Here is a 25,814-nt window from a genome sequence, read left to right as displayed (position 1 = left end):
CGCAATGCACCATGGGGGGATGAGCGGGAGCGCAGGAACAGGCGTGGACGTACGGGGTACGGCGGCGCCCGGATTCGAACCGGTCCGGGATGCTTTCATCCGTAACTTCGAACAGCGCGGCGACCGCGGGGCAGCGGTCACCGTCTACCGGCACGGGCAGAAGGTCGTCGACCTGTGGGCCGGCACCAGAGACGTCGACGGCGCCGAGCCGTGGGCCGTCGACACCGTGCAGATCGTCCGCTCGGCCGGCAAGGGCATCGCCGCCGCCGTCCCGCTGCTGTTGCACCAGCGCGGCCAGATCGACCTGCACGCCCCGGTCGGCACGTACTGGCCGGAGTTCAAGGCGAACGGCAAGGAACGCGTCCTCGTCCGTCATCTCCTCGCGCACCGGGCCGGAATCCCGGCCCTGGACCGCCCGCTGACCCCCGATGAGGCGGCCGACGGGGTGAGCGGTCCGCGGGCGGTAGCCGCCCAGCACCCCCAGTGGGAGCCTGGCACCGACCACGGCTACCACGCGCAGACCTACAGCTGGCTCGTCGGCGAACTGGTGCGGCGCGTCACCGGCCGGACCGTCGGCCGCTGGGTCGCCGAGGAGATCGCCCGCCCCCTCGGCCTGGACTTCTGGTTCGGGATCCCGGCGGACGAGGCGCACCGGGTCGGCCGGATCGGCCCGGTCGAGGCACCCGCGGGCGACGGCACGGGTGCGCTGCGGATGCGTCCCAAGCGCTCGGTCGTCGACGCCTACCGCGACCCGGACTCGCTGACCCGACGGGCGTTCGGCGCCATCCATCCGTTCCCCGACGAGAACGACCGCGGCTACCGGGCCGCCGAGCTGCCCGCGTCCAACGGCATCGCCACCGCCCGTGGCCTGGCCCGCTGTTACGCCGCGATGATCGGCCCGGTCGACGGCCACCGGCTGTTCGCCCCGGCCACCCTCACCCTGGCCCGCACCGAGGAGTCGGCGGGACCGGACCGGGTTCTGGTCGTCAACACCCGTTTCGGACTCGGCTACATGCTCCACGGATCGGGCTCCCCGCTCCTCTCCCCGGGCTCCTTCGGCCACCCGGGCCGGGGCGGTTCGCTGGGATTCGCCGACCCCGAATCCGGCATCGCCTTCGGCTATGTGACGAACGGTCTGCAGAAGGGAGTCACCGCCGACCCCCGTGCCCAGGCACTGGTGCGCGCACTACGTTCGGCCCTATGACTCCTGCCGCGCCTTCGCGCTTCGACGGATCCCGCGTCCTCATCACCGGCGCCGGCCAGGGCATCGGCGCCGCCACCGCCCGCCGGCTGGCCGCCGAGGGCGCCCGTGTCCTGGTCACCGACCTCGACGGCGACCGGGCGCGGGCGGTGGCGGCGGAGATCCGGGAGAGCGGCGGCGCGGCCGACCCGCTGAGCTGCGACGTCGCCGACCGGGCGGCCGTCGAGGCGGCGGTGGAACATGCCGTCTCCCGGTTCGGCGGGCTCGACGTGCTGGTCAACAACGCCTACGCGTGCACGCCCGACACCGCGCTGTTCGAGGACGAGCCGGACGAGGTCTGGCAGCGCGACCTGGACATCACGCTCAGCGGCGCCTACCGGTGCGCGCGGGCGGCGCTTCCGCATCTCGCGGCGTCCGGCCGGGGCGCGATCGTCAGCATCGGCTCGGTCAACGGGGTGCAGGACTTCGGCAACCACGCCTACAGCGCCGCCAAGGCGGGCCTGGCGAGCCTCACCCGTACCCTCGCCGGCCACGCGGGACCGCGCGGGGTGCGGGTCAACCTGGTCACACCCGGCACGGTCCGCACCGACGCCTGGGCCGGCCGCGAGGCCGAACTGGCCCGGGTGAGCGGCCTCTACCCGCTCGGCCGGGTCGGCGAACCGGAGGACATCGCGGCGGCCGTCGCCTTCCTCGCCTCGTCCGACGCGGCGTGGGTCACCGGTACGACGCTGTGCGTGGACGGCGGGCTCACCGCGGTGAACACGGGCTTCCGGCAGGCGCTCGCGCAGGAGTAGGGCGTCACGCGGCACCGGCCTCCCGGGGGCAGTCCCGGAAGGCCGGTGCGCGGGTACCCGTTCCCTCACACGGGTACGCTCAGGTGGCGCTTTCGCCACGTCAGCTGTAGACACCGAACTCGTACAGCGAGTAGCCGTAACCGGAGCCGCGCGCCGTGCCGTTGATCCGCACGTAGCGGCCCGTGCCGTTGACGTCGACGTCGTCGATGTCGCCGTTGCCGTCCGTCACCGACTTGACCGTCGTCCAGCTCTGACCGTCCTCGGACGTCTGGATGTCGTACGCCTTGCCGAACGCCGGGTCCCAGGCGAGCTGGACGTGCTTGAAGCTCATCGAGGCGCCGAGGTCGACCTGGACCCACTGCGGGTCGCTCCAGTCACTGGCCCAGCGGGTGTCGAACTTCCCGTCCACCGCGTTGGCCGCGCCGCACGGGCAGCCGCCCGTCGGGTCGGTCTGGAACGAGGACGCCGTGGCGGCCTTGCCCTGGGAGATGTTCGTCCCGTCCACCTTCGGCGGGATCACCTTGACCGACTTCGTCTCGATGCCCGCGTTGCCGTGGCCGTCCGTGGCCTTCACATAGGCCTTGTAGACACCGGTCTTGCCCGGGGCCTTCGCGGTCAGCGTGCCGTCGCCGTTGTCCTTGGTCTCGGCGGGGACCAGCGCCTTGTTCTGGTCGATGTAGTTGCTGCTGAAGAGGACCTGGTACGTGATCGCGTCGCCGTCCGGGTCGCTGGTGCGGGTGCTGACCTTCACGTCGCTGCCGGTGGGGACGCCGGTGGTGGCACCTTCCACCGCCATGTCCGTGATCACCGGCGGCGTGTTGTCGCCCGAGGTGTCGGCGCCGTACGCCTTCTTCACGGCGTAGTACGAGAGCCGCTTCTCACCGCCGGGCAGCAGGTTGAACCAGACGCCGCCGAAGTCGTCCTCGACGCCGTAGTGGAACATCGTGGCGCCGAGCGCGACCCCGGTGTGCCCGGTGATGCAGCCCCAGGCCTTCTTGTACCCCTCGCCCTTGGCGACATCGGTCGGCTCGGTCGGGACGCCGTTCGCGTCGTCGTCGACCTCCCACTCTCCGGCCGGGCCCGTCTCGGTGACGATGTAGGGCTTGTCGTAACCACCCTGCTCCCAGTCGGACTTGATGGTGCAGGTTGCGTCGTAGGCGTTGACCGCGTACAGGTCGAGGTCGGGAGCGTTGTTCTTGTAGTAGGGCCAGGCGCCGGTCCAGGCGTCGGTCGAGGTCACCGGGTGGTTGGGGTCGACCTGGTGGATCTTCTTCGCGATGTCGTTGACGAAGGTGGTGTACGCGTTGCGCTGGGCCTCCAACTCGTCGCCGCCGTAACAGTTCTGCAGGCCGAGCGTCGACTCGTTGCCGACGTTCCACATGAGCACGCCGGGGTTGTCCTTGTAGGTGTCGACCCACTTGGGGAACTCGGCGAGCATGTCGTTCTTGTACTGGGTGTCCGTCCGGTAGTTGACGCAGCCACCGCTCCCGGGGCCGCCGCCGGGCTGGAGCCAGAAGCCGGCGATCACCTTGATGCCGTTGGCCGCCGCCGTGTCGAACAGCGGCTTGCTGGTGGCATCGGTGCCCCAGGTGCGGATGGTGTTGACGCCCATGGACTTCACGTCGGGCATGTACTTCTGCGCGTCGGCGACCGCTGGTCCCCAGGTCAGGCCCTTGACCGTATACGGCGAACCGTCCACGCTCAGCGCCCAGTTGCCCTGGGATCCGGTGACCTCGACGACGCTGCCGGCCGCCTGGGCGGCGGGCGCCTGCACGGCGAGCAGACCGCCGCCGAGCAGGGCCGCCGCCGCGAGCGACGCCACCAGGCGCCTGGTCCGGCGGGTGGGGGGATGGTGCATTCTCGTGCTCCTTGCGGGTGGGGGAAGGAGTGACGTACATGATGCCGGAGAGCGCTCTCCTCGAGAGGCCGAAAAAGAGGGCCCCTCATCCCGTGGGGGAGGTGTGGGGGTGCGGACTACGGCAGTTCGTAGTTCTCGTCGAGCACGGCGCCCGCGCCGGGGTGGTTCTCGTCGTACCCGTGCGGGTCGCACTGCAGGCCGCCCTTGATGCAGTGGGTGGCCATCGCGTCGAGCGTGGCGGCGTCCCACCCGTTCATGAAGTCGTAGTGGAAGGTGTAGCCGGCGCCGCTCGCCAGTCTCACCTCCGACATGTCGCCGTTGACCGGCCAGGCCATCTTGAACTCGATCATCGGCAGGGCGACGGGGTGGTCGGCCGGGCAGGAGTTGTAGTTGGCGCCCCCCGCCACCGGGTAGGCCATGTGGCTCTTGTGGTCCGGGGTGTCCAGGTGGATGCCGTCCCAGCAACTGGGTGCCTGGAGGCGCAGGTTGAGCTGGACGTCCTGACGGTCGGGGCAGGTCGCCGGGAAGTCGTAGTTCTTGAAGCTGTCGCCGCACTCCCAGCCCTCGACCGTGCCCTTGAGGTTCTTGAACTCCTCCTGGGTCTGCATCGGACTGCCGACGACGTACCGCAGCCCTCGCGGGAAGGGCCGCACGCTGGTGTAGTCGGTGACGCCCGACTTGTAGTAGATGGTCTGGACGCCCTCGGGGAGGATCTTGGTGTCCCCGTCGAACAGGCTCGGCATCCAGTACCCGGACTTGTCGCCGGGTGCGAGGCAGGTGGTGTCACCCGTCTCCAGTGAGGCGGTGGTGGTGTTCGCGTTCGTCGTGGTGTTGCCCATGAACGTGTGGTCGTGGGACTTGCCGGGCTGCCCCGGGTAGACGATCGGATCGTCCGGAGCGGTGTGCGTCGGGGCGCACTTGGCCTGGAACTCGTGGAAGTACGCCTGCGGCGGGACCTTCGTCGACGGGGTGACCCCGGTGACCGGCGGGTCGGCCATGATGTAGCCGTCCCCGTCCGGGTCGTCGCCCGAGGCCTGGGTGGACGCGGCCATGCCGGGCATCCCGGGCATGGAGTACGTGGCGTGTCCGGTGTGCGTGCCCGCCGCCGCGGCGGGCGATTCGGGGGACGCGTTCGCCGTCGCCGCGATTGAGGCGATGCCCGCCGTGGTCAGGGTCAGCGAGGTGAACAAGAGCAGTCCGGTGAGGGTTCTCGACCTCCGTGGCATGGAGACCTCCTGCTGCGTGGGTGGGGGATGCGCGAGGGTGGGAGAGCGCTCTCCCAGTCCGGAGTGTTCCGCTCCTGACGAGAGCGTGTCAATAGTTCGTGAACGGCACGTGTCCCGCCCGGAGTCGTACCGGGGAGGCGTGTGCCGTTCGGTAATGCCCCCTGGCCTGCGGGGAGTTGCTCGGACGACCCGTTCGCGCGACAACCCCGGATGCCGGGACGATCGTGGGAATCGGCTCGGTCGACGACGGCTGGGCGCAGTGAGCGCAGTCTTCCGGCAGGCGCTCGTCAAGGACGGGGAGTCGGACGGTTCAGAACCCGTCGATGCCGATCACGGTGCCGAAGGGATCGACGAGCTGCGCGATGCGGCGGCCGGTACCGTCCCCGATGTCCAACGGGCCCCGGTGGTGGGTGCACCCCGCGTCGAGGAGCCGGCTGCGGACCTCGTCGAGGTCGGTGACCGCCCAGTACGGGACCGGGCTGCCGCCGCGCCTGTTGCGCTGCTCGTCGAGCGGATGGAAGCCGAACTCCACACCGGCCACGTCGAGCCAGGCGTAGACGGCCGTGCCGTCGTCGTCGACGTGCACCTCGGTCCCCAGGGTGGCTGCCCACCAGCGGGCCGACGTCTCCGGGTCCTCGGCGAAGACCATGATCGTGCGGATGCCGTGGAACATGTCGTCCTCCGTCGGGGGCGCGGCCGGGTGCCCGGGCCCCGTGCTCAACTCGTGTGCAGCATCAGCCCGATGCCGACCACCATCAGCCCCGCCGCCGCGATGCGCGGGGCGCCGAACCGTTCCTTGAAGAGCACCGTGCCGATGGCCGCGCCCACGATGATCGACGACTCGCGCAGCGCCGCGACCGGGGCGAGGGCGGCCCGCGTCTGGGCCCACAGGACGAGGCCGTACGCCGTCACCGACAGGGCCGCGCCGAGCAGGCCGCGTACCGCGTACGGGCGGAGCTGGGCGGGAAGGGCGGAGCGGCGGCGGTAGAGGGCGTACAGCGGGATGGCGATGCCCTCCAGGATCATCAGCCAGGCGATGTATCCGAGGGAGCTGCCGGAGGTGCGTACGCCGACGCCGTCCACCGTGGTGTAGCCGGCGATGGCGAGACCGGTCGCCAGCGCGGCAAGGATCGCCGGCCAGTGAGGACGCTTTCCGGAGCCACGGATGCCCCAGAGGGCCATCCCCACCAGTCCGGCCGAGGCGACCGCGACGCCCGCCGTGGCCCAGGCGTCCGGGCGCTCGCCCACGAAGACGGCGGCCAGGACGGTGACCACCAGCGGGGCCGTGCCGCGTGCGATGGGATACATCTGGCCGAAGTCGCCCAGGGTGAACGACCGCATCAGCAGCAGCATGTACGCCACGTGCAGGGCGGCGGAGACGAACAGGTACGGCCAGGCGTCCGCCGCCGGGAACGGGACGAAGAGCGCAGCGGCCGCGCCGATCAGCAGGCCGCCGCCGGAGATCAGGGTGAAGGAGACCAGCTGATCCTTGATCGCGTGGGCGATGGCGTTCCAGCCGGCGTGCGTGAACGCGGCGATCAGGACGGCTATGGCGACGAGCGGTGTCATGCGGTCTGCTCGCGCACGTCCACCACGCTGCCGCCGGCGTGCTTGATCAGCGTCTGCGGGTCGAGCGGGAAGACCGTGTACGGGGTACCGGCCGCCGCCCAGACCACCTCGTGGGCGAGCAGCCCGCGGTCGGCCAGCACCCGCGTCCTGGTGCGGTGCCCGAAGGGCGGTACGCCGCCGATCGCGTAACCGGTGGCCTCGCGGACGACCTCCGCTCCCGGCCGCTTGACCTTCGTCGCACCGAGCTCCTGCCGTACGCGCTCCACATCGACCCGTGAGGAACCGTCCATCAGCACCAGCACCGGCACCCCGTCGGCCTCGAAGATCAGCGACTTGACGATCTCGCTCAGGTCGCAGCAGAGGGCGGCCGCCGCCTCGGCTGCGGTCCGGGTGGCTTCCGGGAAGCGGCGGATCTCGACGTCGAGGCCGAGCTCGTGCAGGGCCTCGGCGAATCGGGGATGGGCGGCGGCGGTGCCTGCCGAGGCGTTGGTGTCGGAAGTGCTCATGCCCCGCACGCTATCGGCCATGGTCCGCGGCGGGCGAGGCGATTCCCGGACCGGGCGGGACGTACGGCAAGCCCCTGCCGCACGGCGGATCCAAGGGGGACTTCGGGGCACGGGCGGTAGGGCCCGCAGCCGTCACGGCCCTGCGAGCAGGACCTCTGCGACGACCGGACCGGCCGCGTCCCCGCCGTGGCCGCCGGACTGGACGAGGGCCGCCGCCGCGAGGTCGTTGCTGAAGCCGGTGAACCAGCTGTCGGACGTGGCGTGTCCGTCGATCTCCGCCGAGCCGGTCTTGCCGCCCTTGTTGCCGCCCACGCCCGCCATCGCGTGCGTGGCGGTGCCTTCCGGATTAGTGGCGGTGTACTTCAGCATCTGCCTCAGCTGATCCGACACCCCGCCCGGCAGCGGGCTCGCGGTGGCGAACTTCCGGTTGTCCAGTTCCTTCGGGACGATGTAGGGCTGCCGGAACCGGCCCTCGACGGCGGTGGCGGTGATGGAGGCCATGTTCAGCGGGTTCATCCGGATCTTGCCCTGGCCGATGTACGAGGCCGCCGTCTCGGCGCCGGTCGAGGCGGGCACGTCGCCGTCGAACGTCTCGATGCCCGTCTGCCAGTTGCCGCCGATCCCGAAGTACTGCGAGGCCTCGTTCGACAGCGCGGTGTCCCGCTTGTCGCCCAGCGGCGATATCGGTTTGATGAACGCCGTGTTGCAGGACTTGGCGAACGCCCGCTGCAGGGTGGGGTTCTGCATGGAGAAGTTGTTCAGGTTGTGGAACGGCACCCCTTCCCATGTCACATCCGGGGGGCATTCGACCGGCGAGTTCGCGCTGCCGAGCCCGTTCTGGATGATCATCGCGGCCGTCACGATCTTCATCGTCGAGCCGGGTGCCACCGTAGCCAGCCGGGCCGCGTCGAAGCCGTCCGTCCGGTTGTTGGCGATGGCACGGATCGCACCGGTCGACGGCTCCACCGCCACCACGGACGACTTGTCGTACTTCTTCACGGCCTTCTCCGCCGCCGCCTGGATTCTCGCGTCCAGCGTGGTCGGAACCCGGCCCGGCTTGCCCTTGACCAGGGTCAGCAGGGTCTTGTCCGCACCGTCGGCGTTCGCGCTGTTGATCCACGTCTCGATGCCCGTGGTGCCGCCGGCCTTCTGCCCGTACTTCTTGCGCAGGTCGTCCAGGATGCTGCCCAGTGACGGGTACTTCTCTTTGGTGAGCACGTCGCCCTTGCGGTCGACCGCCTCGATCGACGCGGTCTTCGACTCGCCCGTCTCCAGCGACTCACCCTTGTCCAGCTCCGGGTGGATCACGGAGGGCATCCAGTCGACGAGCGGGCTGCCCGTGGTCAGGCCGCGTACGACGGTGAGCTCGGATGCGTACGACCAGGGCTTGGTCTTCCCCTCGTAGGAGACGGTCGCTTTGACCGTGTACGGCACCTTCGAGCCGGTCGCCGGGCCCGGGGTGATCACGGCCTCGGTGACATGGGCCGATTCGCTGTAGGCGGCCAGTGCCGGTTCGGCGTCGCCCTTGTTGTTGGTGAGCTCGGCCGCGACGGCCGCGTCTCCCTTCGCCCACGCCGCGAGGAACTTCTTCGACGTCTCGTCGATCTCGTCCTTCGTGACCGGTCCCGTCTTCACCTCGGACGAGCTGGCCGTGGTGTCCGTGCCGCCCCCGACACCGCTGTCGCCGAGCCCGTCCAGGATGTTGTACGCCCCGTACCCCACCCCGCCGACCACGACCGCGAACACCCCGCCGACCACGGCAACCTTCGCTCCACTGCGCATCTCTGCGGTCCCCCTCCCCAGGAGGCCCCCTTGAACACGTTCAAGGGGGCTTTTCCGGGCACTTTACGGGACTGCCGTGACAGGGGGGCGGGTTGTTATCGGAATGCGATCCGGCTTCGCGTGAACAGACCGGTCAAATCCAGGTATCCAGCCACATGCGATCCCGCCATGAATCCTCCGGAATCGAAGTCCCGGTATACAGCGGCCAGAAATAGATGAAATTCCAGATGATCAGAAGGACCAGTACGCCGGCCGCGACGGCCCCCAGTGTCCGCCGCCGTTCGCCCGAAGGATCGCTCCTCGCCAGGCCCAGTTCGTGTTTCGTCCCGGTACCCGCCGCCGGGCCCAGCATCGCGCCGATCATCATCGCGACCGCGAGGCAGAGGAAGGGCACGAACACGACCGCGTAGAAAAGGAAAATGGTGCGTTCCTGGTACAGGAACCACGGCAGCCATCCCGCCGCCACCCCACAGGCGATCGCGCCCGCCCGCCAGTCGCGGCGGAAGAACCAGCGCCACAGCACGTACAGCAGGGCGAAGCACGCGGCCCACCACAGCAGCGGCGTGCCGATCGCCAGGACCTCCTGCGCGCACTTGCCGGTCGACGACCGGGCGCAGCCGTTCTCCTCCTCGTAGAAGTACGAGACGGGCCGGCCCAGCACGATCCAGCTCCACGGATTGGACTGGTAGGTGTGACCGGACGTCAGGTTCACATGGAACTCGTAGACCTGGTTCTCGTAGTGCCACAGGCTGCGCAGCCAGTCCGGCAGCCAGGTCCAGCTGCCGCCCTTGCCGTCGGTCGCCGCCCAGTCCCGGTAGTAGCCGTGGTGGTCGGGGTCGTTGTGGATGATCCAGCCGGTCCACGAGGCGATGTACGTGAGGACCGCGACCGGCACCGTGGAGACGAACGCCGGCAGCAGATCCCGCTTCAGCACCGCCTTGTACGGCTGCACCGCGCCCGCGGTCCGCCGCGCGCCCACATCCCACAGCACCGTCATCAGGCCGAACGCGACCATGATGTACAGCCCGTTCCACTTGGTGGCGAAGGCCAGACCCAGCGAGATCCCGGCCGCGACCCGCCACGGACGCCAGCCGAGCCGCAGCCCCTCCGCGACCCCGGTGTCCGGCCGCAGCACGCCGTCCTCGTCTACCGGCAGCGCGGCCGCGAACCGGCGCCTCGCCCAGTCCCGGTCGATCAGCAGACAGCCGAACGCGGCCAGCACGAAGAACATCAGCACCAGGTCGAGCAGCGCGGTGCGGCTCATCACGAAGTGCAGCCCGTCCACCGCGAGCAGCGCGCCCGCCAGACAGCCCAGGAACGTCGAGCGGAACAGCCTGCGGCCGATCCGGCACAGCATCAGCACCGACAGCGTGCCGAGCACGGCGACCATGAACCGCCAGCCGAACGGCGTGAAACCGAAGAGCTGCTCACCGATCCCGATGATCCACTTGCCGACCGGCGGGTGCACCACGTAGCCCGGATCGGTCGGCACCGGCACCTGCGACGGGTCGTTCAGGATCAGCTTGTCGACGTCCTTGGGCCACGAACCCTCGTACCCCTGCTTGATGAGCGCCCAGGAGTCCTTGGCGTAGTACGTCTCATCGAATATCACCGCGTGCGGGCTGCCCAGTTTCCAGAACCGCAGCAGCCCGGCGACCGCGGCCACCAGCAGCGGACCGCCCCACGCCGACCAGCGCACCAGCCGCTCCGCGAGCAGTGGGGGCATCCCGAGCACGGCCCACAACTGGCCCCCGGGGCGCGTGTACGGCGGAACCAGCCGCTCCCGCAGCCCGATACCGGGGCGCGGGAAATGACCGAAGCGGCGCAGCCGCTGCTGCCAGGAAGTCGGCTCCGGGCCGTGCTGTTCCCCGGCGTCTTGGCCCTGCCGGGCTTCGGGCGCAGTACTCGTCACCGCGCCATCGTAGGGAACGCATCTGTGCGAGTGGTGCCGCCCGTGCTGGGAGGATGGACGTTGTGACTGGAACGACTGGAACGCTGGTACTCGCAGGGACCCCCATCGGTGATGTGGCGGACGCCCCGCCACGCCTTGCCGCAGAACTGGAGACGGCCGACGTCGTCGCCGCGGAGGACACCCGCCGGCTGCGCCGGCTGACCCAGGCGCTGGGCATCCACACGACGGGGCGTGTCGTCTCCTACTTCGAGGGAAACGAGTCGGCCCGTACGCCCGAACTCGTCGAGGCGCTGCTGGGCGGCGCCCGGGTGCTGCTGGTCACGGACGCCGGAATGCCGTCCGTGTCCGACCCCGGCTACCGGCTGGTCGCCGCCGCCGTGGAGAAGGACATCAGGGTCACCGCGGTGCCGGGCCCGTCCGCGGTGCTCACCGCGCTCGCGCTGTCCGGGCTGCCGGTGGACCGGTTCTGCTTCGAGGGCTTCCTGCCGCGCAAGGGCGGTGAACGCCTCGGCAAGCTCCGCGAGGTCGCCGACGAGCGTCGCACCATGGTGTTCTTCGAGGCCCCGCACCGGCTCGACGACACCCTCGCCGCGATGGCCGAGGTCTTCGGCGCCGACCGGCGCGCCGCGGTGTGCCGGGAGCTGACCAAGACGTACGAGGAAGTGAAGCGCGGCCCGCTGGGCGAGCTCGCCGTGTGGGCGGCCGAGGGCGTACGCGGCGAGATCACCGTCGTCGTCGAGGGCGCGCCCGAGTCCGGGGCCGAGGAGCTGGACGCCGAGGAGCTGGTGCGCAGGGTGCAGGTGCGCGAGGAGGCGGGGGAGCGGCGCAAGGAGGCGATCGCCGCCGTCGCCGCGGCGGCGGGGCTGCCCAAGCGCGAGGTGTTCGACGCGGTCGTCGCAGCAAAGAACGCGGCTCGGACCGGCCCAGCGGACGGCAAAGGACTATCGTGAAAAGCAAAGCACGAGCCGCGTTCCGGGGCCTTTTGCCACGAGAAGGCCAAAATCGCTCCAACACTCGACAGGGCCCGGTGCGCTCCCGCCGGTAAAGGCGTCCACTGGATCCAGGACGCATTCTCCGGAGTGCTTGTCCGGCGGACAAGAGGAGCAGGCATGAGTGAGATCGCAGCAACCACCGTGCACGAGGCGTATGCCTTCGCCTGCATGAGGTGTGGACACGGCTGGGAACAGGCCTACGAAATAGAGCACCACGTCGACACCTCGAACCACGCATTCGTGGTCTACAAGGCGGACGGCGAACGCGTTCCGTCCCCGCTTTCCACGCCGACCTGCACGAACTGCGGCGGACACGTCGTGCGGATCATGCGGGCCGGCCGGGTGTCGACGGTGCAGCAGCTGCTCCAGCACCAGAACCGCCTGCAGTCGCCCGCCGGGCCGCCGCAGCCCGCCGAGGCGCCGGGGGGCGAGCCCGTCGCCGCCGTCGCCGCCACCGCCGTTCCCGCGGCTGACCACCACTGGCACCTCTCCGACCTGCTCCACCCCTTCCAGCGCAGGTGAGGCCCGCCCGCGCGGTGAGGCCCGCGCGGTGACGTCACCGGCCACGGTCCTCGTACGATCGTGGCCATGAGCCGTACCGAAGCCCCGCCGCTGCCCGAGCCCCTTCGGGTGCCGGTCGCCGATTCGCACACCCACCTGGACATGCAGGACGGCACCGTCGAGGAGGGCCTGGCCAGGGCCGCCGCGGTGAACGTGACGACCGTGATCCAGGTGGGCTGCGACGTGAAGGGCTCCCGCTGGGCGGCCGAGACCGCCGCCGCGCACGCGAGTGTGTACGCGGCCGTGGCCCTGCACCCCAACGAGGCGCCGCGCATCGTGCACGGGGACCCGGACAACTGGTCGCGGCAGGGCGCGCGCGAGGGCGGCGGGACCGCCGCGCTCCACGAGGCGCTCGCCGAGATCGACGCCCTGGCCGCGCTCGACCACGTACGCGGCGTCGGCGAGACCGGACTCGACTACTTCCGGACCGGCCCCGAGGGCATGGCCGCCCAGGAGGAGTCCTTCCGGGCCCACATCGAGATCGCCAAACGGCACGGCAAGGCGCTCGTCATCCACGATCGCGAGGCGCACGCCGATGTGCTGCGCGTCCTGGCCGAGGCGGGCGCCCCCGAGCGGACCGTCTTCCACTGCTACTCCGGCGACGCGGACATGGCCCGGATCTGCGCGGACGCCGGGTACTTCATGTCCTTCGCGGGCAACATGACGTTCAAGAACGCCCAGCCGCTGCGTGACGCGCTGGCCGTGGCGCCCGTGGAACTGGTCCTGGTCGAGACGGACGCGCCCTTCCTCACCCCCGCCCCGTACCGCGGACGGCCTAACGCGCCCTACCTGATTCCGGTCACGCTCCGCGCCATGGCCGCCGTCAGGGGCGTCGACGAGGACACCCTGGCGTCGGCGATCGCCGACAACACGGCTCGCGCGTTCGACTACTGAGCGAAGGTCCACCACGCTGGGTAGTCGCGTCGCGTTGGAGAGTGACGCATCGCTCCGCTATCGTCCCGGGCGCGCAAGAGTGAGCCGGCCGGTACGGATCTTCTGGAGCGAGCGTCGTGAGCAATTCGCAGGGCAGTCACCGTGCAGCACGCGGCAGGGGACGTACGGCGGTGGCCGGAACGCGCGGCCCCGCCACCGTCGTCGTACCGGGCCCCTCCCCCGTACCGCCGCACGAGGAGCTGACACTCGCCGCGTGGCCCCGGCGCACGCCGACCGTCGTCGACATGCCGGCGGGGCGGACCGCGGCCGCGACCGGTGGGGCGGGCCGCACCGCGCAGGCCCTCACCGTCACCGCCCTCCCCGTGCCGGTCCCCGGTGGCCGGTCCGGGCCGCGGCGGGGCGCCAGGCGGCGCCGGGCGGCCGTCCGTCCCGAGCAGTTGCGCCGCCTGGTGCCGCAGGCCCTCGTGGTCGCGTTCCTGGCGGGCGGGACGACCGCGTTCGTCGCCGAGGACAAGGCCGTGACGCTGGACGTCGACGGGGAGCCCCGCACCCTGCACACCTTCGCGGACGACGTCGGTGAACTCCTCGCCGAGCAGGGCATCGACGACGACGCGGCGGTGTCCCCGGCCCCCGGCACCCGCCTCGGCAACGGTGACGTGATCACCGTCGGCGGCCCGCGCCCGGTGACGCTCACGCTCGACGGGGTGCGGCGCCGGGTCTGGACCTCCGAGCGCACCGTCGGCGCCGCCCTGCGCCGGCTGGGCGTCCGGGAAGAGGGTGCCTACCTCTCCGTCTCCCGGGCCGCGCCGATCGGGCGCACCGGGCTGACCCTGGACGTGCGCACCGAGCGCACCGTCACCGTGATGGCCGACGGCCGCGAGCACACCGTCCGCACCAACGCCGCCACCGTCCGCGAGGCCGTCGCCCGCGCCGGAGTGGTCCTGCGCGGCGAGGACACCACGTCCGTGGCCCCGGAGAGCTTCCCGCGCGAAGGACAGACCGTCTCGGTGCTCCGGATCGTCACCACCCGGGTGGTGCGCGAGGAACTGCTGCCGTACGCCGTGGAACGCTCCGGGGACGGGGACCTGGCCGCCGGTACGGAGATGGTCGAACGGGAGGGGCGGGACGGTTCGCGCCGGGTCATGTACGCCCTGCGCACCGTCAACGGCGTCCGGCAGAAGCCGCGGGTGCTGGCCACCGAGGTCGTACGGGAGCCGGTCAGCCGGGTCGTGAAGGCCGGCACCGGCCCCCGCACGGGCGGGACGGGCGGGACGGCCGGGAAGGCGACAGCCCGTAGGCTTAACAGGTGAGCACCACAGAGCCCGACGCCCTCCTGGGCCCCGCAGACATCCGCGAGCTGGCCGCAGCGCTGGGCGTACGCCCCACGAAGCAGCGCGGTCAGAACTTCGTCATCGACGCCAACACGGTCCGCCGGATCGTGCGCACCGCGGAGGTCCGCCCGGACGACGTGGTGGTGGAGGTCGGCCCCGGGCTGGGCTCGCTGACCCTGGCGCTGCTGGAGGCGGCCGACCGGGTCGTCGCCGTCGAGATCGACGACGTGCTCGCGGGCGCCCTGCCGGCCACGGTCGCCGCCCGGATGCCGGAGCGCGCCGACCGGTTCACCCTCGTCCACTCGGACGCGATGGCCGTACGGGAACTGCCGGGCCCGCCGCCGACCGCGCTGGTCGCCAACCTTCCGTACAACGTCGCGGTGCCCGTGCTGCTCACCATGCTCGACCGCTTCCCCAGCATCGAGCGGACCCTGGTCATGGTGCAGGCCGAGGTTGCCGACCGGCTGGCCGCCAGGCCCGGCAACAAGGTCTACGGCGTGCCGTCGGTGAAGGCCAACTGGTACACCGACGTGAAGCGCGCCGGCTCCATCGGCCGCAAGGTCTTCTGGCCCGCGCCGAACGTCGACTCCGGGCTGGTCTCGCTGGTGCGCCGGACCGAGCCCGTCGCCACCACGGCGAGCAAGGCCGAGGTCTTCGCGGTCGTCGACGCCGCCTTCGCCCAGCGCCGCAAGACGCTGCGCGCGGCCCTGGCCGGCTGGGCCGGCTCCGCGCCCGCCGCCGAAGCGGCGCTCGTCGCGGCCGGTATCTCGCCGCAGGCCCGTGGCGAGGCCCTCACGGTCGAGGAGTTCGCCGCCATCGCCGAGAACAAGCCGGACATCGCCGAGAACGAGCCGGAGCTGCCCGCATGAGCGAGAGCGTCACCGTCCGGGTCCCCGCCAAGGTCAACGTCCAGCTCGCGGTCGGCGCCGCGCGCCCCGACGGCTTCCACGACCTGGCCAACGTCTTCCTCGCCGTCGGCCTGTACGACGAGGTCACCGTCACCCCGGCCGACGGGCTGCGCGTCACCTGCTCGGGCCCGGACGCCGGCCAGGTGCCGCTGGACGCCTCCAACCTCGCGGCCCGCGCCGCGACCGCGCTGGCCGGACGGCACGGCATCGCACCCGATGTCCACATCCACATCGCCAAGGACATCCCCGTCGCGGGCGGCATGGCCGGCGGCAGCGCGGACGCGGCCGGCGCGCTGCTGGCGTGCGACGCGCTCTGGTCCACCGGCGCCACCCGCGAGGAGCTCCTCGGGATCTGCGCCGAGCTGGGCAGCGACGTGCCGTTCAGCCTGGTCGGCGGGGCGGCCCTCGGGGTCGGCCGCGGGGAGCAGCTCACCCCGGTCGAGGTCGGCGGCGCCTTCCACTGGGTCTTCGCGGTCGCCGACGGCGGCCTCTCCACCCCGGCCGTCTACCGCGAGTTCGACCGGCTCACGGCGGGCACGCAGGTGCCCGAGCCCACCGCGTCCGCCGCGCTCATGGAGGCGCTGCGGGCCGGCGACCCCGTCGCACTCGCCGCAGCCCTCAGCAACGACCTGCAGGCCCCCGCGCTGTCGCTGCGGCCCTCGCTGGCCGGCACCCTGGCCGCGGGCACCGCCGCGGGCGCCCTGGCCGCGCTTGTCTCGGGCTCCGGGCCGACCACCGCGTTCCTCACCGAGGACGAGGCGTCGGCCCGCAAGGTCGCCGACGCGCTGACCGCCTCGGGGACCTGCCGCACCGCCCGGATCGCGGCGTCGCCGGCGCCGGGGGCGACGATTCAGCGGCCGTAGTGGTAGCGGCAGGAGGCGATGCGTACCTCGTCCTCGACCACGCGGTAAATGAGGCGGTGTTCGTCGCTGATCCTCCGGGACCAGTACCCGTGGAACCCGTGCCGCAAGGGCTCCGGTTTGCCGATGCCCTCGTTCCCGTTGCGGGTGATGTCCAGGAGCAGGGCGTTGATCCGCTTGAGGGTCTTCCGGTCCTGGGCCTGCCACCACACGTAGTCCGCCCACGCGGTCTCGTGCCAGACAAGTTTCATTCGACGATTTCCCGAACCGAGCCGCCACCGTTCTCGAGATCATCGATCGCCGCCAGCACGCGACGTGCGTTCTCGGGGCTCCGGTACAGGTAGGCCGTCTCCTTCATGGCCTCGTACTCGTCGAGCGCCACGATCACCACGGGCTCATGCCCGGCACGCGTCACTATGACCTCTTCGCGGTCGTCGACGACCGCGCTGAGGGTTTCGGCGTACTTGGCCCGCGATTCGGTGTAGGTCATCGTCCGCATGGCTGCCTCCTTGGTATGTACAGGATGCTGTACGTACAGGAAAGTGTACGTACAGCGCACCGAGGAGGCAACGGCGATACGCGTACGGTCACGGCCTCAGCCGAGCCGCACGCTCCCCTTCGCCAGCTCGAACGCCGGCAGCATCCCCTTGTGCTCCTGCGCGTCCAGCCCGCCCAGGTGCACCACGACCGGCCCGTCCGGGGTGGCGACGGCGAAGGCGCGGGCCGGGCGGGACTCCTCCATGATCTTGCTGTAGATCGTGTAGCCGACCTCGGTCACGGGCAGCTTCCCGACCGTGGACTGCTTGTACGTGATCTTCGAGGCGTTCTCGTCCGCCTTCACGAAGCCCTCCAGGGCTTGGCGCGCCGAGCCCCTCTTGTCGTCGCCCTGCCACACCCGCAGGAACCCGATGTGCCCGGCGGGCTTCGCGTCGATCTCACAGACCAGGGAGACCGGGCCCTGGACGCCGAGCGCGGCGAACTCCGGGCCCGCCTCCTCGGGTGCCACGGCCTTCGCCTTCCAGTGCTGTGCCGTGTCGAAGACGACGGGCAGTTCGCATCCGGAACCGGAGCCCCCGACCGTGCCGCCCTTGGCCGCGGACCTGCTCGCCGTGGCCTTCGCCGGGGCGCCGCCCGGTTTCGTGTCCGCCTTCGCCCCGTCGCCGGACCCCGACGAGCAGCCGGTCAGCGCCACGGCTGCCAGCAGGACGGGCGCCAGCCCGCGAACCGTACGTCGTGTCATGAAGTTCCCCACCCCGATGACGCCAGGGGACCGGCCCCGGACCTTGATCAATTCGGGCAAGGTACCGCACAGGGGTGACCACGAGAGCGCCGTACGCGACCCCGTCCCGCACGGGTGAGCGGGCGCTCGTCAGGAGTCCCGCGCCGTGGCGACTACGCTGAAGGTCAGTGTTTCTCCTTCGAGCTGGAGCGTTTGTGGCCGTCAACCTCGTCAATGTCGAGCAGGTCAGCAAGGTGTACGGCACCCGTGCGCTGCTCGACGGTGTGTCCCTCGGCGTGTCCGAGGGGGACCGGATCGGTGTCGTCGGTCGTAACGGAGACGGCAAGACGACCCTCATCCGGATGCTGGCCAAGCTGGAGGAGGCCGACACCGGCCGGGTCACCCACAACGGCGGGCTGCGCCTCGGCGTCCTGACCCAGCACGATTCGCTCGACCCGAAGGCCACGATCCGGCACGAGGTCATCGGCGATCTCGCCGACCACGAGTGGGCGGGCAGCGCCAAGATCCGCGATGTGCTGACCGGGCTCTTCGGCGGCCTCGACCTGGCCGGCTTCGAGCAGGGCCTGGACACCGTCATCGCGCCGCTCTCCGGTGGGGAGCGCCGCCGGATCGCGCTGGCCAAGCTGCTCATCGCCGAACAGGACCTGATCGTCCTCGACGAGCCGACCAACCACCTCGACGTCGAGGGCATCTCCTGGCTGGCCGGACATCTGCGCGCCCGCCGCTCCGCCCTGGTCTGCGTCACCCACGACCGGTGGTTCCTCGACCAGGTCTGCACCCGCATGTGGGACGTCCAGCGCGGCACGGTCCACGAGTACGAGGGCGGCTACAGCGACTACGTCTTCGCCCGGGCAGAGCGGGAGCGGATCGCCGCCACCGAAGAGGGCAAGCGGCAGAACCTGATGCGCAAGGAGCTGGCCTGGCTGCGGCGCGGTGCCCCCGCCCGTACGTCCAAGCCGCGCTACCGCATCGAGGCGGCCAACGAGCTGATCGCCGACGTACCGCCGCCCCGTGACACCAGCGCGCTGATGAAGTTCGCCAACGCCCGGCTCGGCAAGACCGTCTTCGAGCTGGAGGACGTGACCGTCCAGGCCGGTCCCAAGACGCTGCTGACCCACCTCACCTGGCAGCTCGGCCCCGGCGACCGGATCGGTCTGGTCGGGGTCAACGGCGCGGGCAAGACCTCGCTGCTGCGGGCGCTGGAACAGGCCGCCCGCACGCAGGGCGAGGCGCAGCCCGCGGCCGGGAAGATCGTCGTCGGTAAGACCGTGAAGCTGGCCTACCTCTCCCAGGAGGTCGTGGAGCTCAACCCGAACCTCCGGGTGCTGGAGGCCGTGCAGCAGGTGCGCGACCGGGTCGACCTCGGCAAGGGCCGGGAGATGACCGCGGGCCAGCTCTGCGAGCAGTTCGGCTTCTCGAAGGAGAAGCAGTGGACGCCGGTCGGCGACCTGTCGGGCGGTGAGCGGCGCCGGCTGCAGATCCTGCGGCTGCTGATGGACGAGCCGAACGTCCTCTTCCTCGACGAGCCCACCAACGACCTCGACATCGAGACCCTGACCCAGCTGGAGGACCTCCTCGACGGCTGGCCCGGGTCGATGATCGTGATCTCCCACGACCGGTTCTTCATCGAGCGGACCACGGACAAGGTGCTGGCGCTCCTCGGCGACAAATCGCTGCGGATGCTGCCGCGCGGCATCGACGAGTATCTGGAGCGCAGGCTGCAGATGGCCGGGACCGCGGCGCCCGCCGCGGGCCCCCGGGCCGCCGCACCCGCACCGGGCGTCTCGCCGCAGGAGGCCCGCGCGGCCAAGAAGGAGCTCCAGAAGGTCGAGCGGCAGCTCGACAAGATGTCGACGCGTGAGACGACGCTGCACGCCCAGATCGCCGACAACGCCACGGACTTCGACAAGGTCGCGAAGCTCGACGCCGAACTGCGCGAACTGGTCGCGGAACGCGATGTGTTGGAGATGCGCTGGCTGGAACTGGCCGAGGACGCCTGACCGGTCGCGGGGCGCCCAGCGGCCCGGCAGGTACAACTGCCGTGCCGGATGGGGCCTGTGGGGTCCGTGGGGCGGGTGGTAGAAAGAAACCTTGCCCGGTGCGTAAGCCGGACCGCGTCGTCGCACCACAGGCACCACGCGCACCGACGGAACGACAACGGAACAGGGGGACGGGCCGATGAGCCAGCCGCCCGGACAGCAGCCGCCGCAGGGTGGGTTCGGAGCTCCTTACGACCCGCCGCCCGGGTCGTACCCGCCACCGGCCGCCCCGCCGCAGCAGCCCGGTCCGTACGGTCAGCAGGGTCCGGGTCCGTACGGCGTTCAACCCGGCCCGTACGGCAACCAGCCGGGCCCGTACGGCACTCAGCCCGGCCCGTACAGCCAGCAGCAGCCGCAGGGCTACGGGTATCCGCCTCAGCCGGCCCCGCAGCCGCCGCAGTCCGGCGGGCCCCGGGGCGGCGGGCGCCTCCGTGGCAGGACCGGAGTGATCGTCGCCGCGGTGCTCGGGGTGGCGCTCCTGGCCGGCGGCGGGATCTGGTTCGCCTCCGACGGGGGCGGCAAGGGCGAGAAGCCCGCGGTCGGCGCGGGCCACGACTCGGGGCAGCCGAACCCCTCACCCTCGCCGACCGTGGACCAGGGCGACGGCAAGGGGGACGGTGACGACGACGGTACGGTCACCCCCCGCGAGGAGGCCGCCGCCGTCAACGCCGAGCGCAAGCCGGGCGAGGCGAAGCTCCTCTGGATCCAGAAGGGCGGCGTCGACCTCGCGGACGGCGGGGAGGACGTGTACGGCCCCTGGTTCGCGGGCGACACCGTCGTCACGGCCATGTACCGCCACATCACGGGCTATTCGGTCGCCGACGGCACGGTCAAGTGGAACGTGCGGCTGCCCACCAGTGCGTGTGCGGCGCCCACCCAGCCCACCGCCGACGGCAAGATAGTCATCGGTATCGAGCACACCACCGCGAGCGACGCCTCGTGCGACAACCTGCAGATGGTCGACCTCCGGACGGGCAAGCTCGGCTGGCGCAAGGCGTACGTCCGCGACGGTGCCTGGGACGGGCTCTCCGACCTCGCGATGGCGATCAACGGCGACACCGTGACCGTGGGACGTACCAGCAGGACCGACGCCTTCCGCGTCAGCGACGGCAAGGTGCTGTTCGGGAAACTGCCCGGCAACTGCCAGCCGTTCGGCTTCGCCAGCGGCCCCGTGGCGATCGCCGCGGCGAGCTGCCAGACCGCCGCGGACGACCACAAGGAACACCAGGTGCAGCGGATCGACCCCGCCACCGGCAAGGTGCAGTGGACGTACAAGGTCAAGAAGGGCTGGCAGGTCGAGCAGATCTACTCCGCCGACCCCATCGTGGTCTCGCTCAAGCAGGGGGAGGAGAAGTGGGGCGTCCTCGTGCTCAACGCCAACGGCACCTACCGCACCCAGCTCTCCGGCGGGCCGGGCAACCTGCTGCGTCAATGCGACAAGGACCTGCGGGTCCAGGGTTCCAACCTCGACAGCTGCGTCGGGGTGGCCGCGGCCGGCAACGCGTTCTACATGGCGACCGGGCCCGTCGACGTCAAGGCCGGTGAGGGCAACAAGGTCGCCGCCTTCGACCTGTCCAACGGCAAGTTCACGTGGGCGGTCAGCTCCCCGGCCGACCAGGCCCTCACCCCGTTGCGGGTGGAGGGCGGCAAGCTTCTGATGTCCCTCGCGGGCACCAAGAGTGCGGCAGGCGGCATCGCCTCCGTGCCGGTTACCGGCGGCGACTGGAGCATGGTGCTGCGGCACCCGGTAGCGGCCTTCCCGTTCGAACGTGACTTCATCAACCCGTTCGTCTCCTATTCGGGCGGACGCTCCTTCTTCACGCACAAGAGGATCAGCGGCTCGAACGACGAGGAAGTCGAAGCGCGGTCCATCGGGGCCTTCGGCAACTGACGGTCGATTAGGCGTAACGGCGGCATCACGGCGCGGTTCTCCCTTGGGAACAGGGGTGGACCGAACCGGAGCCGGTGGCGGGCCGGGTGGTACAAAGAAGGCCCGCTCGACTGACGTATCACTGCGGGATCCATGCCCGATTCGCTCCATTTCGCCTGCACTTCAGGGGGTCTTCGCCGACTCCCGGAGTTCCGGCGCGATCGCGGGGGAGTCCGGACCGGGCACCGGACCGCATGAAGGGGGACGCGCTGATGACCCAGCCGCCCAGCCAGCAACCGCCGCAGGGAGGCTTCGGCGCTCCGCAGGAGCCGCCGCAGGGGATTCCTCAGCCGCCCCAGGGCCCGCCGCAGACACCGCCGCCCGCGCAGCCGCCCCAGGCGCCGGCCGCACAGCCCGGTTACGGCTACCCCCAGCAGCCGGGCCCGTACACCCAGCAGCCGGGCCCGTACGCCCAGCAGCAGCCCGGACCGTACGGCCAGCCGCAGCAACCGGGCCCGTACGCCCAGCAGCAGGGGCCCTACGGCCAGCCGCAGCAGCCCGGCCCGTACGGCCAGCCGCAGCAGCCCGGTTACGGCTATCCGCAGCAGCAGTACCCCGGCGCACCGGTCGGCGGCGGCCCGGCGGGTCCCGGCGGCCGCAGCCCCTTCAAGGGCAAGCCGCTCGTGATCATCTGTGCCGCGGTCGCCGCACTTCTGGTCATCGGCGGCGGCGTCTACCTGGCCACGAGCGGGGGCGGCGACGACAAGAAGCCCGTAGCGAAGAAGAGTGAAGAGGTCCTGAAGCCGACCACCTCGGCGTCCGTCGACGAGGGCGACGGCAACGGCACCGGCCGTGAGGGCGACGACGACCTGAACGGCGGACGCAAGCCCGGCGAGGCGAAGGTCCTCTGGCTCCAGAAGAACGACGTCGACCTGCCGCGCAACGGCGCGGACGTGTACGGCCCGTGGATCGTCGGCGACACCATCGTCAAGGGCATGTACCGCACGGTCTCCGGCTATTCGGTCGCCGACGGCAAGCAGAAGTGGACGCTGAAGCTGCCCGCGGACATCTGCTCCGCGCCGTCGCAGCCCACCGCGGACGGCAAGATCGTCATCGCGGTGAAGAACGGCACGACCGACAAGGCAGACTGCTCCGCCCTCCAGCTGATCGACCTCACCACCGGGAAGGCGGGGTGGAAGAAGGAGGTCAAGAAGAGCGGGCTCTTCGACCTGATGTCGGACCTCTCCCTCGCCATCAGCGGCAACACTTTGACGGTCGGCCGCTCCGGCGGCTCCAACGCCTACCAGGTCAGCGACGGCAAGGAACTGTTCGGCAAGCGCGACGGCATCTGCCAGCCGTTCGCCTTCGCGGGCGGCGCCAAGCTGATCGCCGCCACCAAATGCCGGACCGATGACCCCTACAACCCGCAGCACGAGGTCGAGGAGATCGACCCGAAGACCGGCAAGCCGAAGTGGACCTACAAGCCGCCCCGTGGCTGGGAGGTCGACAACATCTACTCGGTGAGCCCGCTCGTCGTGTCGCTGAGCAAGGGCAGCAGCAGCAAGGACAAGAAGTGGAACATCCTCGCGCTCCGGGACAACGGCACGCTCCGCTCCCAGATCACCAGCGACAAGGGTGACAAGTTCCCGATGTCCTGCGGCAACGCCTTCGCCATCTTCGGCAAGCCTGTCGACGGCTGCGACGGTGTCACCGCCGACGCCAACACGCTCTACCTGCGCACGGAGGACGACACCAGCGGATCCGCCCGCACCAACCAGGTCGTCGCCTTCGACCTGAACACCGGCAAGACGAAGTGGAAGGCGAAGGCCCCGGCCGAGCAGACCATGAGGCCGCTGCGGATGGACGGCGGCAACGTGATCCTCTACGTGGACGCCGGCTACGGCAAGGGCGGCGGCATCGCCACCCTGGCGCCCTCCGGCGGCACCCCGAAGATGCTGCTCCAGCACCCGGCCTCCACATCGGAGATCGAGAGCTCGTTCTGGAGCGAGAGGGTCCGGTACGCGGGCGGCCGCTCGTTCATCGTCAGCGGGCGTGTCAGCGCGACCAACGACGAGGAAGAGATGGAGACGAAGACCATGATGGCCTTCGGCAAGTAACGGTTCCCCACGGCGCCCGCAGGAACACCACCGGTCGCGGACGACGGCAGACCCGCCCGCGACCGGCTCCGGCCCACCGACCGACTCCCCTTCTCCCGAGGTACGCAACGCCATGACGCAGCCGCCCCAGCCGCCGCCCCACGACCCGTCACAGGGCGGGTTCGGCGCGCCCCAGGACCCGCCGCCCGGTGGATTCGGTGCCCCACAGGACCCGCCGCCCGGTGGTTTCGGTGCGCCGACGCCGCCGCCCGCCGACCCGTTCGGCAAGCCGTCGGCCACCCCGCCGCCCCCGGCACCGGGCGGCTACGGCACCCCGCCGCCCGCGGGCCCGCCCCAGCAGCAGCCCGGCTACGGCTACCCGCAGGGCCAGCCGCAGCAGCCCGGTTACGGATTCCCGCAGACGCCCCCGCAGGGCCAGCCGCAGCAGGGGTACGGATTCCCGCCCGGCCAGCCGCCGCAGCAGGGCTACGGCTACCCGACCACGCCGATGCAGCAGCCGTACCAGCCGCAGCAGCCCGGCGGCAACGGGCCGAAGAAGTTCTCCACCCAGTCCACGATCATCGTCGCCGCGGTGGTCGCCGTGGCCCTGATCATCGGCGGCGGCGTCTGGTTCGCGTCGAGCGACGGCGACGACAAGAAGGACGAGGCCTCCACCTCCGCCGGCACCACCGGCGAGGGCACCACCGGCGAGAGCAAGGGCGGCTCGGGCGGCAGCCCGGGCGGCGGCGGCAAGGAGAAGGCCCCGGCCGACACCAAGTCCGGCGTCGGCTTCCAGCTCCCGCAGCCCAAGGTCACCGATGTCACCACGGTCGCCGGTTCCTGGCTGACCGACAAGGCGTACGTGAAGACGGGCGTCAACGAGATCGTCGGCTACGACCCGGCCAAGGGCACCAAGCTCTGGTCGATCCCGCTGGCCGGCCAGCTCTGCGCCGCCTCCCGGCACATGAGCAAGGACTTCAAGACGGCCATCGTCTTCGAGGAGGCCAAGCGGTCCGCGGCCAACAAGTACCCCAGCTGCAACCAGGTGGGGGCCATCGACCTCAGCACCGGCAAGCTCCTGTGGAACAAGCCGGTGACCGCGTCCACCGGCGGTGACCGCCCGGTCCGGTTCGACGAGGTCACCCTCAGCGGCAGCACCGTCGCCGCCGGCGGCACCGAGGGCGGCGCGGCCTTCGACCTGAACACCGGCGCCGAGCGCTGGAAGCCGAAGGTCAGCACGGATGGCTGCTACGACAAGGGATACGGCGGCGGCGAGGCGCTCGCGGTGGTCCGCAAGTGCGGGACGTACGACGACACGCAGCTCATCATCCAGGCCCTGAACCCGACTTCGGGGGCCCCGCTCTCCTCGTACAAGATGCCGCCCGGCGTCGACTACGCGAGCATCGTCTCCACCAAGCCGCTGGTCGTCGCCGCCGACGTCGGCGACACCGCGGGTGACGGCAGCGGCATCTCGGACTTCTTCTCGATCGACGCGGCCAGCGGCAAGCTGCTCACCCGGATCGCGGCGGACGGCGAGAAGTACGCGGCGAGCTGCCGCTCCACGAAGGTCGAGAGCTGCCAGCACGTCGCCGTCGGCAACAACCGCGTGTACGTGCCCACCGAGGAGCACGAGGGCACCTCCAGCGACTACGGCAGGACCAACGAGATCGTCTCGTTCGACCTGACCACCGGCAAGCCGACCAGCGACCGGGCCGACGCGGGCGAGCGGTACACGATGTTCCCGCTCCGCATGGACGGCGGCAACCTCATCGCGTACAAGGAGCCCCCCTACGACAAGGGCGGCCAGGTCGTCTCCATCGACGGCGCGACCTTCAAGCCGACCGTGCTGATGGACAACCCGGGCGACGAGTCCGTCCGGGACGCGGAGACCAGCTTCTCCGCGGACTACGCCGAGTACATCTACGGCGGCGGCAACCTGTACATCTCGGAGACGATGGTCAGCAAGCCCAGGGAGAGTTCGCTGAACGACAAGGAGTACCTCGTCGTCTCGTTCAGCACGAACTGACCGCGGGACACACGCGCGAGGGGGTGGAGCCGGCCGGCTCCACCCCCTCCGTCCGTTCAGGATCCCCGCAGAAGGTGGTCCGCGATGGTCGGCATGCAGACGCCCAACAAGCAGAATTCGGCCATGATGGGGCATCAACTCGCTGCCGA

22 protein-coding genes are annotated in these 25,814 nt (G+C 70.9%); 12 read left to right on the top strand and 10 right to left on the bottom strand.

Translation table 11 applies throughout. The features are described from left to right. The first annotated feature begins 43 nt into the window (after window positions 1-43). Together ACIBJG_RS12100 and ACIBJG_RS12095 are read left to right on the top strand one after the other, a co-directional pair. Complete coding sequence (locus ACIBJG_RS12100; protein ID WP_399307636.1) at window positions 44-1,204, top strand: serine hydrolase domain-containing protein; 1,161 nt, start codon at window positions 44-46, stop codon at window positions 1,202-1,204. Beyond that, on the top strand, window positions 1,201-1,995 hold the full coding sequence (locus tag ACIBJG_RS12095; protein WP_399307361.1) for an SDR family NAD(P)-dependent oxidoreductase: 795 nt from the start codon (window positions 1,201-1,203) through the stop codon (window positions 1,993-1,995). Before ACIBJG_RS12100 ends, ACIBJG_RS12095 begins: the two co-directional genes overlap by 4 nt. A 100-nt stretch (window positions 1,996-2,095) precedes the next feature. Here ACIBJG_RS12095 and ACIBJG_RS12090 read toward each other — a convergent pair whose 3' ends face one another. The 7 genes from ACIBJG_RS12090 to ACIBJG_RS12060 all read right to left on the bottom strand — a co-directional run bounded on the left by ACIBJG_RS12090 (window position 2,096) and on the right by ACIBJG_RS12060 (window position 10,848). Beyond that, window positions 2,096-3,853, bottom strand: coding sequence for a discoidin domain-containing protein (locus ACIBJG_RS12090; protein ID WP_399307359.1), 1,758 nt, complete (start codon window positions 3,851-3,853; stop codon window positions 2,096-2,098). A gap of 116 nt (window positions 3,854-3,969) precedes the next feature. Next, a complete protein-coding gene (locus tag ACIBJG_RS12085) occupies window positions 3,970-5,079 on the bottom strand; it encodes a DUF1996 domain-containing protein (protein ID WP_399307357.1) in 1,110 nt (369 codons plus the stop codon). 310 nt (window positions 5,080-5,389) lie between these two features. Further along, a complete protein-coding gene (locus ACIBJG_RS12080; RefSeq protein ID WP_399307355.1) occupies window positions 5,390-5,752 on the bottom strand; it encodes a VOC family protein in 363 nt (120 codons plus the stop codon). Window positions 5,753-5,796: 44 nt separating this feature from the next. Continuing rightward, entirely contained in the window at window positions 5,797-6,648 is an 852-nt protein-coding gene (locus tag ACIBJG_RS12075) for an EamA family transporter (RefSeq protein ID WP_399307353.1), read from the bottom strand. Further along, complete coding sequence (locus ACIBJG_RS12070) at window positions 6,645-7,154, bottom strand: YbaK/EbsC family protein (protein ID WP_399307351.1); 510 nt, start codon at window positions 7,152-7,154, stop codon at window positions 6,645-6,647. Before ACIBJG_RS12070 ends, ACIBJG_RS12075 begins: the two co-directional genes overlap by 4 nt. 132 nt (window positions 7,155-7,286) lie before the next feature. Beyond that, window positions 7,287-8,936: a penicillin-binding transpeptidase domain-containing protein gene (locus ACIBJG_RS12065; protein WP_399307349.1), complete on the bottom strand. Its 1,650-nt coding sequence runs from the start codon at window positions 8,934-8,936 to the stop codon at window positions 7,287-7,289. Window positions 8,937-9,069: 133 nt separating this feature from the next. Then, window positions 9,070-10,848 carry a dolichyl-phosphate-mannose--protein mannosyltransferase gene (locus tag ACIBJG_RS12060; protein WP_399307347.1) on the bottom strand — a complete coding sequence of 593 codons (1,779 nt, stop codon included), beginning with the start codon at window positions 10,846-10,848 and terminating at the stop codon, window positions 9,070-9,072. Window positions 10,849-10,901: 53 nt separating this feature from the next. Between ACIBJG_RS12060 and rsmI the strand changes: the two genes are divergently transcribed. From rsmI to ACIBJG_RS12030, 6 genes are all read left to right on the top strand, one after another. After that, entirely contained in the window at window positions 10,902-11,798 is an 897-nt protein-coding gene (gene rsmI, locus ACIBJG_RS12055) for a 16S rRNA (cytidine(1402)-2'-O)-methyltransferase (protein WP_399307345.1), read from the top strand. A 159-nt stretch (window positions 11,799-11,957) separates the two neighbouring features. Next, window positions 11,958-12,362 carry a hypothetical protein gene (locus ACIBJG_RS12050; RefSeq protein WP_399307343.1) on the top strand — a complete coding sequence of 135 codons (405 nt, stop codon included), beginning with the start codon at window positions 11,958-11,960 and terminating at the stop codon, window positions 12,360-12,362. 66 nt (window positions 12,363-12,428) lie between these two features. Then, window positions 12,429-13,295: a TatD family hydrolase gene (locus ACIBJG_RS12045; RefSeq protein WP_399307341.1), complete on the top strand. Its 867-nt coding sequence runs from the start codon at window positions 12,429-12,431 to the stop codon at window positions 13,293-13,295. Window positions 13,296-13,411: 116 nt separating this feature from the next. Further along, window positions 13,412-14,605 (top strand): ubiquitin-like domain-containing protein, encoded by a 1,194-nt coding sequence (locus tag ACIBJG_RS12040; RefSeq protein ID WP_399307339.1) that lies wholly within the window; start codon window positions 13,412-13,414, stop codon window positions 14,603-14,605. Then, window positions 14,602-15,495 carry a 16S rRNA (adenine(1518)-N(6)/adenine(1519)-N(6))-dimethyltransferase RsmA gene (gene rsmA / locus ACIBJG_RS12035; protein ID WP_399307337.1) on the top strand — a complete coding sequence of 298 codons (894 nt, stop codon included), beginning with the start codon at window positions 14,602-14,604 and terminating at the stop codon, window positions 15,493-15,495. Before ACIBJG_RS12040 ends, rsmA begins: the two co-directional genes overlap by 4 nt. Beyond that, window positions 15,492-16,397 carry a 4-(cytidine 5'-diphospho)-2-C-methyl-D-erythritol kinase gene (locus ACIBJG_RS12030; RefSeq protein ID WP_399307335.1) on the top strand — a complete coding sequence of 302 codons (906 nt, stop codon included), beginning with the start codon at window positions 15,492-15,494 and terminating at the stop codon, window positions 16,395-16,397. Before rsmA ends, ACIBJG_RS12030 begins: the two co-directional genes overlap by 4 nt. Here ACIBJG_RS12030 and ACIBJG_RS12025 read toward each other — a convergent pair. The 3 genes from ACIBJG_RS12025 to ACIBJG_RS12015 all read right to left on the bottom strand — a co-directional run bounded on the left by ACIBJG_RS12025 (window position 16,385) and on the right by ACIBJG_RS12015 (window position 17,634). Further along, window positions 16,385-16,645, bottom strand: a complete 261-nt coding sequence (locus ACIBJG_RS12025) for a Txe/YoeB family addiction module toxin (RefSeq protein ID WP_399307333.1) — start codon at window positions 16,643-16,645, stop codon at window positions 16,385-16,387. The genes ACIBJG_RS12030 and ACIBJG_RS12025 overlap by 13 nt on opposite strands. Beyond that, entirely contained in the window at window positions 16,642-16,893 is a 252-nt protein-coding gene (locus ACIBJG_RS12020; RefSeq protein WP_399307331.1) for a type II toxin-antitoxin system Phd/YefM family antitoxin, read from the bottom strand. Before ACIBJG_RS12020 ends, ACIBJG_RS12025 begins: the two co-directional genes overlap by 4 nt. A 96-nt stretch (window positions 16,894-16,989) precedes the next feature. Further along, window positions 16,990-17,634 (bottom strand): lipoprotein, encoded by a 645-nt coding sequence (locus tag ACIBJG_RS12015; RefSeq protein ID WP_399307329.1) that lies wholly within the window; start codon window positions 17,632-17,634, stop codon window positions 16,990-16,992. A 194-nt stretch (window positions 17,635-17,828) separates the two neighbouring features. Between ACIBJG_RS12015 and ACIBJG_RS12010 the strand changes: the two genes are divergently transcribed. From ACIBJG_RS12010 to ACIBJG_RS11995, 4 genes are all read left to right on the top strand, one after another. Beyond that, entirely contained in the window at window positions 17,829-19,634 is a 1,806-nt protein-coding gene (locus ACIBJG_RS12010) for an ABC-F family ATP-binding cassette domain-containing protein (protein WP_399307327.1), read from the top strand. Between the two features lie 178 nt (window positions 19,635-19,812). Beyond that, window positions 19,813-21,564 (top strand): PQQ-binding-like beta-propeller repeat protein, encoded by a 1,752-nt coding sequence (locus ACIBJG_RS12005; protein ID WP_399307325.1) that lies wholly within the window; start codon window positions 19,813-19,815, stop codon window positions 21,562-21,564. 251 nt (window positions 21,565-21,815) lie between these two features. Then, window positions 21,816-23,660 (top strand): PQQ-binding-like beta-propeller repeat protein, encoded by a 1,845-nt coding sequence (locus tag ACIBJG_RS12000; protein WP_399307323.1) that lies wholly within the window; start codon window positions 21,816-21,818, stop codon window positions 23,658-23,660. Window positions 23,661-23,772: 112 nt separating this feature from the next. After that, on the top strand, window positions 23,773-25,665 hold the full coding sequence (locus ACIBJG_RS11995; protein WP_399307321.1) for a PQQ-binding-like beta-propeller repeat protein: 1,893 nt from the start codon (window positions 23,773-23,775) through the stop codon (window positions 25,663-25,665). Window positions 25,666-25,814: the final 149 nt, after the last annotated feature.

The sequence above is a fragment of the Streptomyces sp. NPDC050422 genome (genome assembly GCF_044458665.1).
Lineage (GTDB): Bacteria > Actinomycetota > Actinomycetes > Streptomycetales > Streptomycetaceae > Streptomyces.
This window is presented reverse-complemented; position numbering and strand designations above follow the sequence as displayed.